Genomic DNA, 14242 nt, shown 5'->3' with positions numbered 1-14242 from the left:
GATCCCCGCTTAACTCTCCGGGCGGTCCGTACTGCCCGCATGTTCCACCACCGCGCGCGGGGACGTCCAGACAGGGAGTCTTCCGTGTCCTCACCGTCCGTCCCGCCCTCCCCCGCCGTACGGCCCCCGGCCCCCGGCCGGTTACCCGCGCCGGAGACCGCCTCCCAGGATCCCGCGGTGGCCCGGCAGCGCGCGGTCCTGTTCGTGATCGTCGCCGCCTACCTCATGGTCGGCGTCGACTCCACCGTCGTGAACGTGGCGCTGCCCGACATCCAGCGCGACCTCGGCTTCGGCGCCACCGGCCTGTCCTGGGTGCTCAACTCCTACACCCTCGCCTTCGGCGGTCTGCTGCTGCTCGGCGGCCGGGTGGGCGACATCGTGGGCCGCCGCCGCACGCTCGTGGCCGGGGTCCTGCTGTTCGCCGTCTCGTCCCTGCTGGGCGGACTCGCGGGCGAGGGCGGCCTGCTGCTCGCCGCGCGGGCGTGCCAGGGGGTGGGGGCCGCGCTGGTCACGCCCAACACGCTCGCGCTGCTGACCACCCACTTCCCGGAGGGCCCGCGCCGCCACCACGCGCTGGGGGTCTACTCGTCCATGGCGGGCATCGGGGCCTCGGTGGGCCTGGTGCTCGGCGGCATGCTGACGTCCTGGGCGTCCTGGCGCTGGGCCCTGCTGATCAACGTGCCGATCGGCGCCGGTGTCGCCGCGCTGCTGCCCCGCTTCGTGTCCGAGACCCCGCGCCACGCGGGCCGGTTCGACCTGCCGGGCGCGCTGACCGGGACTGCCGGAACGACCGCGCTGGTGTACGGGTTCCTGCGGGCGGCGCAACAGGGCTGGGGCGACACCCTGACGCTGCTCGGTTTCAGCGCCGCGGCGTCGCTCCTGATCGGCTTCGTCCTCGTCGAGTCCCGGGCCGCCGCCCCGGTCGTGCCGCCGCGCCTGCTCGCCGACCGCGACCGCGCGGGCGGCTACGCCATCGTCCTGCTGCTGCCCGCGGGGATGTTCGGCGCGTTCTACTTCCTGACCCTGTTCACCCAACAGGTCCTGGACTACAGCCCGTTGCGGGCGGGCTTCGCGTTCCTGCCGATGACGCTCGCCATGTTCACCGTGCTGCGGTTCGTGCCCCGGCTGCTGGGACGCCTCGGTCCGCGACCGGTGCTGCTCTGCGGCACGGCCCTGCTGGTGGGCGCCGCCACCTGGCTGTGGCGGCTGCGTGCCGACGACGGGTACGCCGCCGGCCTGCTGGGTCCGCTGCTGCTGATCGGGCTCGGCATGGGGCTGAGCTTCGTGCCGCTGAACGTGACGGTCCTCGCCCGGATCGGCGCACGCGAGGCGGGCTCGGCCTCCGGCCTGCTCCAGACCCTCCAGTGGCTCGGCGGCACCCTCGGGCTCGCCGTCCTGGTCACGGTGTACGGCACGTCCGCCCGGCACGCGACGGGGTCCCCGGAGCAGATCCTGGCCACCGGCGCGGCCCACGCGTTCGGCATCGGCGCACTGGTGTCGCTGGCCGCGCTGCTGGTGGCGGCGCTGGTGCTCACGGGCGGACGGCCGACAGCGGGCGCGGGGCGCGTGACGGGGACGGCGGCGGCCGCGTCGGCGACCGGGTCCGGCCCCGACGCGGGCGGCGGCGCACCGGCGGGTCGTGCGCCCGGCACCGGACCGGCGGACAGCGGACCCGGCTCCGGTGCGGCGGCCGGTCCGGAGCCGGGTCCGTCACCGGCGGCCGCCGGTCCCGACGCCTCCTAGAAGAGCGCGCTGTACGCGTTCAGGGCCGGCTGGCCGCCGAGGTGCGCGTAGAGGACGGTGGAGTCACGGCCGATCTCCCCGCGCCGGACCAGGTCGGCCATCCCCGCCATCGACTTCCCCTCGTACACGGGGTCGGTGACCATGCCCTCGGTACGGGCGGCCAGCCGCATCGCCTCCAGCGTGGCCTCGTCCGGTATCCCGTACGTACCGGCGTGGTAGCGCTCGTCGAGCTCCACGTCCGCCTCCGTCAACTCCCCCTTCACCCCGATGAGTTGCCCGGTACGACGGGCGATGCGGGCGATCTGCGCGCGGGTGCGGGCGGGGGCGGCGGAGGCGTCGACGCCCAGGACCCGGCGGGGCCTGCCGCCCGCCTCCTCGATCGCGCGGAACCCGGCGACCATCCCGGCCTGGGTCGACCCGGTCACCGAGCACACCACCACGGTGTCGAAGAAGACGCCCGCCTCCCGTTCCTGCTCGGCGACCTCGTGGGCCCAGCCGGCGAAGCCGAGACCGCCGAGCGGGTGGTCGGAGGCACCGGCCGGGACGGCGTAGGGCCTGCCCCCGGCGTCCTCGACCTCCTTGAGCGCCTGCTCCCAGCTCTCCTTGAACCCGATCCCGAACCCGGCCCGCACCAGCCGCACGTCGGCACCGGCGAGCCGGCTGATCAGGATGTTGCCGACCCGGTCGTACACCGAGTCCGGCCAATCCACCCAACTCTCCTGCACCAGAACGCACTTGAGCCCGGCGCGGGCGGCGACGGCGGCGACCTGGCGGGTGTGGTTGGACTGCACCCCGCCGATCGACACGAGCGTGTCGCAGCCCTGCGCGAGGGCGTCCGCGACCAGGTACTCCAGCTTGCGGGTCTTGTTGCCGCCGTACGCGACACCGGAGTTGCAGTCCTCCCGCTTGGCCCACAGGGCGGCACCGCCGAGGTGCGCGGTCAGCCGCTCCAGCGGATGCACGGGCGACGGGCCGAACAGCAGGGGGTAGCGCGCGTACCCGGCGATCCCCGGCACCGACGCGATCGAGGCGACCGGGGAGGTGTCCGCCCCGGTCGCGGCGGAGGCGGACACGGAGGCCGGGGCCGAGCCGGGGTCCGGTGACGACGGGGAGGAGGACGGGGACGGGGTCATGGTTGCTCCCGGGGTCGGGGTCGGTCGGGGTCGGCGAGGTCCACGAGGCCGCGCCAGATCTCGGCGGTGACGCGGACCGCCCCGGTCACGTCGCCGTCGGCGCAGGCCGCGATCAGCCGCTCGTGCAGCCCGGCGGAACGGCAGTTGCCGCCCTCGCCGAAACGGCGCCGCTCCAGGCGGCGGATGAGCGGGGTGTAGCGGGCGACGGTCGCGGCGGCGGCGCGGTTGCCCCCGACGCGGACCAGCACGTCGTGCAGGGCGTCGTCGGCCCGCAGCGCGGCGTCCACGTCACCGGCGCCGACCGCCTCGGCGAAGCGTTCGTTCGCGGCGCGCATCCCGTCGAGGTCCGCGGCGGACAGGCGCGGCACGGCGGTGCGCACCGCCAGTTCGTGCATCGCGCCGACCACGGCGGCGGCGTCGCGGACGTCGGCGGCCACGACGGGGGTCACCCGGGTGTAGCTCTGCGGCTTGCTCTCCAGCAGCCCCTCGTCGACGAGCCGGGCGAAGGCGTCGCGGACGGGTGCCCTGGACAGGCCGAGCCGGGCGGCGAGTTCGCCGTCGCGGACCACGGCGCCGGCCTCGATCTCGCCGGAGACGATGGCGTCCCGGATCGCCAGGTAGGCACGGTCGCGCAGCAGGGTCCGGGGCACGGGGCGGAGGGCGTCCATGAACTGAAATGTTAGATGTCAACCAGTCGATGTCAACCGGTCGATGTCAACGGGTGGACGAACCCGTCGCGGGCCGACCGCCGCTCGCCGCACGCCCGACGACGCGAGCGGGCGGGACGCGTCGTCGACACGCCCCGCCCGCACCGCTGTTCGTGTCCCGGCGGTCACACGGCCCAGGGCCAGTCCGCGTCCTGCGCGGCCTCCAGGAGCGGGACCATCCGGAAGGCCGCGTCGGACAGCCCGCCGAAGGTGTGCCGGTTCCCCGAGCCGGACGGACCGTGCCCCGCCGGGTAGCCGGCCAGGTTCCACGTGTAGACCGGGACGCGCGCCGGGACCTGCGCGGTCGGGTCGCCGTTCCGCCCGTCCGCGTACTGCTCGTCCGTGACGATCAGCACCCGGTCGTGGCGCCGGAAGTGGCGGCGGACCGCGGCGGCGGTGTTGGTGCCGCCGAGGTCCCCGAACCGGCCGAGCACCCGCAGCACCGACTCCCCCTTGCGGAACGGAACGGCCTGGCTGTCGGTACCGAACTCGACCAGGTCCGCGGACTCCGCCCGCAGCGCGAGGCCCGCGCCGAAGACCGCCGCCGCGTCGGCCCACGTCAGCTCCGAACGCTCGGACAGCCGGGACCAGAACATCGAACCCGAGCGGTCCACCAGCACGAGCGTGCGGCCGGGCAGCGCGGGCACGTTGCCCAGGGCGTGCCCGAGCGCCCGCTCCAGCGGGTGTCCCCAGCGCAGGGAGGGCGCGTTGCGGTACGCGGCCAGGTAGCGGAAGGGAAGCTGCCGCGAACGGGCCACCTCCGCCGGGTCGCCGATGCGTGCCGCGACCCGCGCGGCGACCTCGTCCGAGACGCCGGCCTCGTCGAAGTTGCGCAGGTTGCGCACCAGCGCCATGGTCCCCATGGACGGGATCACGGCCTCCCACGCCGCCCGGTCCATCGGCCCCTGGAGCCAGCCGGCGAGTGCCTCCCAGGTGATCCCCGCGGCGGCGAGGCGCTCGGCCCCGCCCGGCCCGGTGACGACGGCGCGCCGCTCCCCGACCGGTACCTCCATCAACTCCCGGTGCGCGACGAGCGTCCGGTGCGACGCGGGCGGCACGGCGGTGTCGGGGTTGTGGCGGCGGTCCAGGGCGTGGCGGAACAGCTCGCCCTGCCACGCCTTGTCCGGGTCGGGCGAGGCGTGCACCAGGTTGAGGATGTCGCCGAAGCGGTAACCCCGGCTCGCGGTGTCGTACTTGAGCAGCGCCTTCTCCCCGTACAGCCGGCGCACGGCGTCGGCGACGCCCCGCTTCACGGGCTTGGGCAGCGCGCGGCCGTACGTCGAGGTCCAGTACGCGAGGAGTTCGCCGGGCTCGTCGGGACGGCGCAGCACGGACGCGACGACCTCGCGGTTGGACGGGCCGCCGGTGGCCCCCGCGGCCAGGCGCGCCTTCACGTACTCGGCGGCGCCGACCAGCGAGGCGGTACGGAGGTTGCCCTCGGAGCGCAGCCAGCCGAGCAGACCCGCGGTGAACTCCGGGTCGGAGACGGCCAGTTCACGCACCAGTGCGGCGAACCGGTCGTCGCGGTCGCCGCCGCCCTCGTAGAAGGTCCGCTGCGAGACGAGGTGGGAGACGGCGAGCAGGAACAGCTCGGAGCGCCGGTCGCGGGCACGGCCTCGGCCGCCCTCGTGGGTGCGCAGGACCCGGCCCGTGGACGTCACCCGGGAGACGGGCTGCGCCTTCGCCGTCTTCTTGTTGAATCGCGCCATGGTGAATTCCCCCCGAAATTCGTTTCGGTGGAAGGCGCGAGGAAAGGTGTGGGCCCGAGTTCGAAAGCGGCGGCGGCACATGTCGGATGCTCCTCCGACGGAGCTGCGCCGGCCCTTGGCCGACGACGGGATTCGAACCCGCACATGTCCGATCCGGAAGTATCCGCTGCCTGCGCACCGGGCACACACCTCTGTCCACGCCTCCCGAGATCAGGTCCGGCGGCGGAACGGGATTCCTGGAAAGGGAAGTATCCGCAGCCTGCGCACCGGGAGGTGCGACGAGATATTGGGTGTCCAGAGTTCTGGTCGGCGGAACCACGGTTGGTGCTCTGACCCCTGAGCTACACCGGCACGTCGGTACCGGTGGCGGGACTCGAACCCGCGGCCTCCCCATGATGAGTGGAAGTAGGTCCTGCCTTCGCACCTGGACGTTGTCCACTGTAAGGAGGGGCCGCGGGCCCGGCCAACTGTTTAATTCCGTTGCCCGGCAGGGGGGTTCAGCCGCGCTTCTGCCGCTTCCACGGTCCGGTGATCGCGAGCATGATGCCGGGCTCCTGGATGTTGGCGTAGAGGGTCTTCCCGTCGGGCGAGAAGGTGACGCCGGTGAACTCGCTGTAGGAGGGCGCCTCGGCGGTGCCGATGTTCAGTTCGTTGCGCGCGACGGGATAGGTGCGCCCGCTGTCGGTGGCGCCGAACAGGTGCTGGACGCCGGAGCCGTCCTCGGCGATGACCAGGCCGCCGTAGGGGGAGACCGTGATGTTGTCGGGGCTGTCGAAGGCCCCGTCCACGGACGGGTCGGGGTTGATGCCGATGAGCACCTTGAGGGTCAGGGTGCGGCGGCCCGGGTCGTAGAACCAGACCTGGCCGTCGTGGCGCCCCGGGCTCTCCTCGCGGGCGTACGAGGAGACGATGTAGGTGCCGCCGTCGCCCCACCACATGCCCTCCAGCTTGCGGGCGCGGGTGACCTGGCCGTCGGCGAACTGCTTGCGCACGGAAAGGGACTTGGCGTCCCGGTCGGGCACGTCCACCCAGTCGACGCCGTACACCGTGCCGGTCCTCGTCGCGCGCGAGAGGTCGTCCACGAACCGGCCGCCGGAGTCGAAGCACTTGAACGCCTGGAGCACGCCCGCGTCGTCGGCGAGGGTGCGCAGCTTCCCGCGCCCGTGCCGGAACCCGTGCGGCGGGGTCCACCGGTAGAGCGAGCCGTTGGGGCCCGCCGCGTCCTCGGTCAGGTACAGGTGGCCGCGCCGGGGGTCGACGACGACGGCCTCGTGGGCGTAACGCCCCAGCGCCTTCACGGGTTTGGGGGCGCGGTTGGCGCGCCGGTCGGAGGGGTCGACCTCGAAGACGTAGCCGTGGTCCTTGGTCATGCCGTTGACGCCGGCCTTGTCCTCGGTCTCCTCGCACGTGAGCCAGGTGCCCCAAGGGGTGTGTCCGCCCGCGCAGTTGGTGGCGGTGCCCGCGATGCCGACCCACTCCGCGACGTGCTCGCCGCGCACCTCGACGACGGTGCAGCCGCCGGAGGCCGCCGGGTCGTAGACGAGGCCCTCGGTGAGCGGGACGGGGTGGGGCCAGTTGGCGCGGGGGCCGGCCAGCTCGTGGTTGTTGACGAGCAGGGTCGCGCCGCGGGGCCCGTCGAAGGTGGCCGTGCCGTCGTGGTTGGAGGGGGTGAACTCCCCGGACTCCAGCTTGGTCCGGCCGCTGTACGTGACGATCCGGTAGGAGAAGCCGGCCGGCAGCGCGAGGATGCCGTCGGGGTCGGGGAGCAGCGGCCCGTAGCCGACCCCGCCGTGCGAGTGCGCCGGCCCGTCGTGCCCGTTCCCGTGGCCGTCCTTCGCCCCGTCCTCGCTCTCGGTGGACGCGAGCGCGTTGGGCGCGGTGGCGAGGGCACCTACGGTGCCCGCCAGCGCGACGCCCGCGCCGGTGATCGCGGATTGTCTGGCGAAGTCCCTGCGGGTGAGCGACATGGAGTCTCCTGTGACGGTCGGTGCCGCGGAAGGTGGACGGTCGTCGGTTCGGCGACACCGTCCCGCCCATGCCTGAACGGAACCTGAACACCCGGCGACCGGGGCGCACTCGGTTCCATGAATCCGTATGCGGACCCCCACGAACGATCAAAGAGAACGCCACCCGGACAGCACGGAGGCGGGCGACCGCGGCGTCACGCACCGCGGTCGCCCGCCCCGGGCCCGGTACCGGCCGGTCGGCCCGGCCCCCGGGCTCAACTCCCCTGTTGCGAGCGCGCCTTGAAGGCCGCCTTGCGCGCCTCCTTGGCGATCCTCTTGTCCGGGTGCAGCCTGCCCATCGCCTCCAGGACGTCGGGGGTCGCCGGGTGCTCGACCCGCCACGCGGTGTCGAAGAAACCGCTGTGCTGCCGGGCCAACCCCTCGACCAGGGCCTGGAGTTCGTCGGAGTTGCCCTCGGCGGCGAGCTGCGCGGCGAGGGTGTCGACCGTCAGCCAGAACACCATCTCCTGCGACGGCGGCGGCACGTCGGCCGCGCCGTGCTCGCTGAGCCACACCCGGGCGAGACCGCCGAGTTCGGGGTCGTCCAGCACGGCGCGCAGCGCGGGCTGCGCCTCGTCGCCGACCAGCGACAGGGCCTGCTGGCAGGTCAGCCGGCGCAGCGGGGCACCCGGGTCGTCCCCGCGCGCCGCGGCCAGCAACTCCTCGGCGGCGGGCCGCGGTTCGCGGCGCGACAGCCACAGTTCCGTCTCGGTCAGCGCGGCCTCGGGGCCGAAGAACGACGTCGCGTCGAGCAGGGCCGCGGCGTCGCCGTCCGCGAGGTCGCCGACCACGGGCGCCTCCACGCCGGCCTCCAGCAGCCGGGCCCTGATCCCGTACAGGCCCAGCGGGGTCAGCTTCACCATGCCGTACCGGGTGACGTCGGTGTCGTCGACAGGCGCGGCCGGTTCCTGGTCGGCGTCGGCCATCAGTGCCTCGTCGACGGGCTGGTACTCGACGAGCCCGACCGGCTCCAGCATCCGGAACTGGTCGTCGAGGAGCATCATCGCGTCGGAGACCTGCTCCAGGACGTCGTTGGTGGGCTCCCCCATGTCGTCGGGGACGATCATCGACGCGGCCAGCGCGGGCAGCGGGACGGGGCCGTCGCCGGGGCCGTCCTCGCTGACCGTGAGCAGGTACAGGTTGCCGAGCACACCGTCGAGGAAGGCGGCGTCCTCCTCCGGGTCCCAGTCGAGGTCGGAGAAGTCGATCTCGCCGTTCTCGTCGACCGCGCCCACCAGGTCGTCCAGGTCGGGGGCGCTCGCGTCCGCCAGCGCGGTCTCCAGGGCGGCGAGCCAGACGCCCAGCACCTCCTGCGGGGCACCGCCGGTGAGCACCGAGAGTTCCTCGCCGGCCGCGACGGTGCCCTCCTCCTCGTCGACGATCTCGACCAGGCCGGTGTCCACGGCGGTGCGCCACGCCTCGCTCGCGAACGCGGCGGCGTCCTCGTCGGTGAGCCCGAGCACCTCGGCGGCGGCGGGCAGCTGCTCCTCGACGAGGCTGCCGCCGGGCTCCACCCGGGTGTCCGGGCCGGCCCAGCGGGCGAGACGGGCGGCCCGGGAGAGGGTGGGCGTGGACAGGGCGTCGCGCGCCAGTTCCGCCTCGGGACGCAACCGCACCGGCGGCAGGGGGGGACTGTCTGACATGTGCTGCTTCTCCTAGGCGCCTCGAAGGCCGTACGACCGCGAGCGGCACGGCCACCGGGGCGCCGTACAACTCAACGGCTCAGCCTAGACGGATTTGGACCCATGCCGCCCGGTTCATCTCCCCACCGGCCTCCGCACCCGCCCGAAACCACGACAACTCGCCCGCAGCCGCGTGGGGTTCGGGCCCGGCCCGGTCCCGCGTGCCCGCACACGGCGGAACGGCGCGGGAACCGTCACCGGTTCCCGCGCCGTTCCGTTCGGGTTCGAGCGGGTCCGCGCCGCCCGTGCCGGGTGTGCGCCCCGCCCGGGTGCGACATCGCCCCGGGCCCTCGGGCGCCTCCCCGGAAGCTCAGTCGCGTGCGCGGCGGCCGAGGACGACGGCCGTCACCAGCGCCGCGCCGGCCACCCCGGCGATCAGTACCGGCCGGGGATTGCCGCGGCCCGCCCGGACCGCGTTGCGCACCGGCTCCGGGACGTGCGGGTTGTGCTGGACGGCGTCCCCGGCGCGGGCCGCGCCGTTCTGCACCGTCCGGCCGGCCTGGACGGCCGTGGTGCGCAGTTGCACGGTCATCGCGCCGGCCTTGTCGCGCAGGTCGGCGGCGCGCGTCGTCGCGCGCCCCTTCACGTCGGCCTTCGCCGCGAGCTCCTGCACGGCCTCGCCGACCTCCTCGCCGGTCTCGGCCAGTTGGAGGAGCAGTTCGTCGGGCCCCTTGGCCCCGGTCGTCGCCCTGTCCATGGCATCCGCCTTCCGTGCGGCCCGACTGGCCGCGTCGCCGCTGGTCGCATCCGTCATCGGTGTGCCCGTCCCCCGGTGGGTGGGCGCGGGACCGGTCCGGGCGATCCACCCGGCCCCGGTCGTCGGATACCCCGGGGCGCGGAGATTAAGGGGGCGAACGGACGGCGGGCCTGCGCGCGGGGCGGGTGCCCGGCGGCGCGGGGGGCGGGGTGCGCGGCGGCAGGGGCGGGTGGCCCCGAGCGGCGGGAGCCGCACCCGCCCCGCTCAGCCCGGCGGCTCCGTCGCGTCCGGCCGCTCCGGCGGGCCCAGTCGGGCGAGCCGGCTCTGCAACCAGTCCAGGCGTGCCTGCAACAGGGCCAGTTCCGCGGCGAGTTCGGGCAGGCCGAGGCCCTCGGGGAGTGGCGGTCCGAAGGGCGGCACGGCGTCCGGGCCGCGTACGGCGCCTGCGGCCGGTCCCTGCCCCTGTCCCGCGGCGCTCCGCACCCGCAGTCCCTCCCCCGCCAGCAGGGCGAACGCCGCGGCCGTCAGGGCCGTACGGCCGCCCACGCACCCGGCGCACGCCGGAACCAGCACCCGCCACCCCGGGCGCCCCCAGCCCGCGTCGGCGAGGACGGTCGCGGGAGCGCCGCAGCCGCACGGCGGCAGTGTCGCCGTGCGGACCCGTTGCCGGGCGCTGCGGAAGCCGTGTTCGAAGCGGATGTAGGCGCCGAGGACGCTGACTTCGAGCAGGACGCAGGTGCGGTGCTCGGCGGTGCACAGCAGTGCCTCGGCCGTCGGGCGGTCGTGGACGCAGTGGAAGCCGCAGTCGCACAGCCGGGAGGGCGGCCGGTGGCGGCGGCCGTACACGCAGGACGCCTCGTCGAGCACCCGGTACGGCAGGGCCGCGCCGAGTGACACACCGGTGAACCCGGCCCGGGTGCCGTCGTGCGACAGCACCGGGTGGGCGATCTTGTATCCGGCCGGCGGCTCCGTGGGGCGTTCCTCGGGGAGCCGCAGCCTCATCGGACGGCCGGCACCTCCGCGGGCGCCGGGGCCCGCTCCGCCGTCGCGCCGGCGGGGAGCCGGCCCTCCTCGGCGGCCGGTACGGGCGGCTCCCCGTGCGCCTGCGGCCGTTCCGTCGCGACTCCGGTGGCCAGTGCCCTGCCGAGCTTCATGACGCCTCCCGTGAACTGCGTTCGGCCGTACCGCTGTCGGCGGCCGTCCTCGCCATGGTGGCGCATCCGGGGGCCAGTTGGACACAGGGCCTCGGGCCCCGGTGCCGGGCACCCGATGCGCGGCCCCGCCGTCCGCACGCCCGGCGCACACCGCCCGCCCCACCGCACCTCCGACGCCCCCCGGCGCCACACCCGACGGGAGTCCTCCCGACAGGAGCGCTTACGCATACCCCTCAGCACAATTAACTGGAGCCCCACGGCCACCGTGTCGAGACTTCCCGCATGACGACTCCCGCGACACCGCCCGCCGGCCCGCCCCACGCCCCTCGCGCCGGCACCGGCCCGGCGGCCCGGCTCTCCCGTCCCGTTCCGCCCCTCGGGCGCGCCCTGTGCGCGATGGTCACGCCCTTCACCGCGACGGGGGCGCAGGACCTGGACGGGGCCGCCCTGCTCGCCGGGCGGCTGGTGGCCGAGGGCTGCGACGGCCTGGTGCTGTCCGGCACCACCGGTGAGTCGCCCACCACGACGGACGCCGAGAAGTCGGACCTGGTCCGCGCGGTCCGGGAGGCTGTCGGTGACGGTGTGACGGTGGTCGCGGGCGTCGGCACGTCCAGCACCCGGCACACCGTGGAGCTGGCACGGGAAGCCGAACGCGCGGGCGCGGACGCCCTGTTGGTGGTCGCGCCGTACTACAGCAGGCCCCCGCAGGACGCTGTGGAGGCACACTTCCGCGAGGTCGCGGACGGCACCGGCCTGCCGGTCGTGCTGTACGACATCCCCGCGCGCACCGGCGTCCGCGTCGAGCCGGAGACCCTGCTCCGGCTGGCGGAACACCCGAGGATCGTGGCCGTCAAGGACTGTTCGTACGACTTCCTCGCGGCGCAGAAGGTGATGTCCCGTACGGGGCTCGCCTATTACGCGGGCAGCGACGAGCACGACCTCGCGCTGTACGCGGTGGGCGCGGCGGGCTGGATCAGTACGGTCGCGAACGTCGCCCCGGCCCGGCTCGTCGCCGTACTGGACGCGTTCGACGCCGGGGACACCGTGCGGGCGGCGGCGCTCCAGCAGCGGGCGACGGATCTCGTCGAGGCGATGATGTCGGCGGGGCTGCCCGGCGCGGTCACGGCGAAGGCCCTGCTGAACGCCCTCGGCCTGCCCGGCGGCCCGGTCCGCGCACCGCTGCGCCCCGCGGACCCGACGACGGTGCGGGCGCTCCTCGCGACGTACGAGAAGCTGGTGGCGGGCTCCTGAACGGCCCTGCCGCGGGCCGCGGCCGGCGCGGGCACGCCCGGACCGGGGTGTCCGTCGGCGGCACGAGCGAGCGGCCGGCCCGGCTCCGGCGGTCCCGGCGGTCCCGGTCCGGCGTCCGCCGAGCGGCCCCGCACGCGAGCGGGGCCGGCGCCTCACCGGCGCCGGCCCCGACTCCCGCTGCGGACAGGTCAGTTGTGGCTGTGCAGGACGTCGTTCAGGCCGCCCCACACCGCGTTGTTCGGGCGGGCCTCGACCGCGCCGGTGACCGAGTTGCGGCGGAAGAGGATGTTGGAGGCGCCGGACAGCTCGCGGGCCTTGACGATCTGTCCGTCCGGCATGGTCACCCGGGTGCCGGCGGTGACGTACAGACCGGCCTCGACCACGCACTCGTCGCCCAGCGCGATGCCCACACCGGCCTCGGCGCCGACCAGGCACCGCTCGCCGATGGAGATGATCACGTTGCCGCCGCCGGACAGCGTGCCCATGGTGGACGCGCCGCCGCCGATGTCCGAGCCGTCGCCGACGACGACACCGGCGGAGATGCGGCCCTCGACCATGGAGGTGCCCAGCGTTCCGGCGTTGAAGTTGACGAAGCCCTCGTGCATGACGGTGGTGCCCGCGGACAGGTGCGCGCCGAGGCGGACCCGGTCGGCGTCGGCGATGCGGACGCCCTTGGGCGCCACGTAGTCCGTCATGCGCGGGAACTTGTCGATCGAGGTGACCGACAGGTGCAGGCCCTCCGCGCGGGCGTTGAGGCGCACCGTCTCGATCTCGTCGACGGCGACCGGGCCCAGCGAGGTCCAGGCGACGTTGGCGAGGAGGCCGAACAGGCCGTCCAGGTTCTGGCCGTGCGGCCGGACCAGGCGGTGCGAGAGCAGGTGCAGACGCAGGTAGGCGTCGTGCGCGTCGAGCGGCTTGTCGTCGAGCGAGGAGATGACCGTGCGGACCGCGACCACGTCGACGCCGCGGCGGGCGTCCGCGCCGATCGCCTTGCCGGCGGCCGGGCCGAGGAGCTTCGCGGCGTCGTCGGCGGACAGCCGCTCGGTGCCTGCCGGTCCCGTGCCGTCGGCGCCGGCGTCGACGAGTTCGGGGGCGGGGAACCAGGTGTCGAGGACGGTGCCGTCGGCGGCGATCGTGGCGAGGCCGGCGGCCACCGCGCCGGTGGTGCGGGGAGCAGTCGTGTCGGTCATGGGGGAAACCTAACGTGACCGGCCCTGACGGGGCGAACCGGTCCGCGGGGCGTCTCGGACCCCGGTCACCACCCGCCCCAGCACCTCGCGCGCGTACGCCTCGTCGTAGGGGGTGTCCGTCAGCAGCACCTGGAGGCAGATGCCGTCGAGGAGGGCGACCAGGGCCCGCGCGGTGACCGGGTCGGTGCGGCGGCCCAGCAGGGCGGCGAGGTCGTCGGCCCACTCGGCGGCGACGGGGCGCAGCGCGGGGCGGCGCAGGGCGGCGAGGTACAGCTCGTACTCCATCTCGACGCCGGTCCGGTCGCCGGACAGCCACTCCCCGGCCCAGCCCGCGAGCTCCGCGGCCAGGTCGGCGTCGGGGTCGGTCAGGCCGCCGCGGGCGGCGATCACCTTGCCGAAGCCCTCGTTGGCCTGGCGCAGGGCGGCCACCAGCAGGTCGTCGAGGGTGGCGAAGTGGTAGGTCGTGGAGCCGAGCGGGACGTCCGCCTCGGCGGCGACCGTGCGGTGGCTGAGCCCGGCGAGCCCCTTGGCGGCGACGACGCGGACGGCCGCGTCGATGATCCGCCGGCGCCGGTCGGGGTCGTAGCGGCGGACCATCAGCCGGCACCGCCCAGGTTCAGCACGACGACGCCCGCGATGATCAGGACGACCCCGGCCGCCTTCGCCGCGTCCAGGCTCTCGCCGAGGAAGAGGGAGCCGATCAGCGCCACGGCCGCGGTGCCGATGCCGGCCCAGATCGCGTAGGCGGTGCCGACCTCGACCGTCTTCAGGGTGCGCGCGAGCAGCAGGAAGGCGAGGACGTAGCCGACGGCGGTCACGAGGGACGGCCACAGCCTGCTCAGCCCGTCGCTGTACTTCATCGCGGTGGTCGCGGTCACCTCGGCTGCGATGGCGCCGCCCAGCAGTACGTATCCCATGCGGACGAGCGTACCCATCGATGTGTACGGCCGTACACACGGCACCGCCGGGG

13 protein-coding genes are annotated in these 14242 nt (G+C 74.8%); 2 read left to right on the top strand and 11 right to left on the bottom strand.

What is annotated here, in order from left to right:
* Positions 1 to 84 precede the first annotated feature (84 nt).
* Positions 85 to 1743, top strand: a complete 1659-nt coding sequence (locus tag ACFZA0_RS05105) for an MFS transporter (RefSeq protein ID WP_391011390.1) — start codon at positions 85 to 87, stop codon at positions 1741 to 1743.
* Here the strand turns inward: ACFZA0_RS05105 and ACFZA0_RS05100 are convergent.
* From ACFZA0_RS05100 to ACFZA0_RS05065, 8 genes are all read right to left on the bottom strand, one after another.
* Positions 1740 to 2876 (bottom strand): 1-aminocyclopropane-1-carboxylate deaminase, encoded by a 1137-nt coding sequence (locus ACFZA0_RS05100; protein ID WP_391011387.1) that lies wholly within the window; start codon positions 2874 to 2876, stop codon positions 1740 to 1742. The two genes, ACFZA0_RS05105 and ACFZA0_RS05100, sit on opposite strands and share 4 nt — an antisense overlap.
* The gene (locus tag ACFZA0_RS05095; protein WP_391011383.1) at positions 2873 to 3544 is read right to left on the bottom strand and encodes an FCD domain-containing protein; all 672 of its coding nucleotides are present in this window, start codon (positions 3542 to 3544) and stop codon (positions 2873 to 2875) included. Before ACFZA0_RS05095 ends, ACFZA0_RS05100 begins: the two co-directional genes overlap by 4 nt.
* 164 nt (positions 3545 to 3708) lie before the next feature.
* A complete protein-coding gene (locus tag ACFZA0_RS05090) occupies positions 3709 to 5292 on the bottom strand; it encodes a TROVE domain-containing protein (protein WP_391011380.1) in 1584 nt (527 codons plus the stop codon).
* Positions 5293 to 5789: 497 nt separating this feature from the next.
* Positions 5790 to 7259 carry an alkaline phosphatase PhoX gene (locus ACFZA0_RS05085; protein ID WP_391011377.1) on the bottom strand — a complete coding sequence of 490 codons (1470 nt, stop codon included), beginning with the start codon at positions 7257 to 7259 and terminating at the stop codon, positions 5790 to 5792.
* A 254-nt stretch (positions 7260 to 7513) separates the two neighbouring features.
* Positions 7514 to 8941, bottom strand: coding sequence for a hypothetical protein (locus ACFZA0_RS05080; protein WP_391011374.1), 1428 nt, complete (start codon positions 8939 to 8941; stop codon positions 7514 to 7516).
* Between the two features lie 349 nt (positions 8942 to 9290).
* Positions 9291 to 9677 (bottom strand): DUF3618 domain-containing protein, encoded by a 387-nt coding sequence (locus ACFZA0_RS05075; RefSeq protein ID WP_391011371.1) that lies wholly within the window; start codon positions 9675 to 9677, stop codon positions 9291 to 9293.
* Between the two features lie 264 nt (positions 9678 to 9941).
* On the bottom strand, positions 9942 to 10679 hold the full coding sequence (locus tag ACFZA0_RS05070; RefSeq protein ID WP_391011368.1) for a hypothetical protein: 738 nt from the start codon (positions 10677 to 10679) through the stop codon (positions 9942 to 9944).
* Positions 10676 to 10831 (bottom strand): hypothetical protein, encoded by a 156-nt coding sequence (locus tag ACFZA0_RS05065; protein ID WP_391011365.1) that lies wholly within the window; start codon positions 10829 to 10831, stop codon positions 10676 to 10678. Before ACFZA0_RS05065 ends, ACFZA0_RS05070 begins: the two co-directional genes overlap by 4 nt.
* 282 nt (positions 10832 to 11113) lie before the next feature.
* On the opposite strand from ACFZA0_RS05065, the gene dapA reads away from it, so the two are divergent.
* Positions 11114 to 12082 (top strand): 4-hydroxy-tetrahydrodipicolinate synthase, encoded by a 969-nt coding sequence (gene dapA, locus ACFZA0_RS05060; protein ID WP_391011362.1) that lies wholly within the window; start codon positions 11114 to 11116, stop codon positions 12080 to 12082.
* Between the two features lie 188 nt (positions 12083 to 12270).
* Here dapA and dapD read toward each other — a convergent pair whose 3' ends face one another.
* From dapD to ACFZA0_RS05045, 3 genes are read right to left on the bottom strand one after another with little or no spacing between them, the layout of a single operon-like run.
* On the bottom strand, positions 12271 to 13272 hold the full coding sequence (gene dapD, locus ACFZA0_RS05055; protein WP_391011359.1) for a 2,3,4,5-tetrahydropyridine-2,6-dicarboxylate N-succinyltransferase: 1002 nt from the start codon (positions 13270 to 13272) through the stop codon (positions 12271 to 12273).
* 9 nt (positions 13273 to 13281) lie between these two features.
* Positions 13282 to 13869, bottom strand: a complete 588-nt coding sequence (locus ACFZA0_RS05050; RefSeq protein ID WP_391011357.1) for a TetR family transcriptional regulator — start codon at positions 13867 to 13869, stop codon at positions 13282 to 13284.
* The gene (locus ACFZA0_RS05045; protein WP_391011354.1) at positions 13869 to 14189 is read right to left on the bottom strand and encodes an SMR family transporter; all 321 of its coding nucleotides are present in this window, start codon (positions 14187 to 14189) and stop codon (positions 13869 to 13871) included. The genes ACFZA0_RS05050 and ACFZA0_RS05045 overlap by 1 nt, the downstream gene beginning before the upstream one ends.
* Between the last annotated feature and the right edge of the window lie 53 nt (positions 14190 to 14242).

Source organism: Streptomyces sp. NPDC008150 (genome assembly GCF_042956945.1).
Lineage (GTDB): Bacteria > Actinomycetota > Actinomycetes > Streptomycetales > Streptomycetaceae > Streptomyces.
This window is presented reverse-complemented; position numbering and strand designations above follow the sequence as displayed.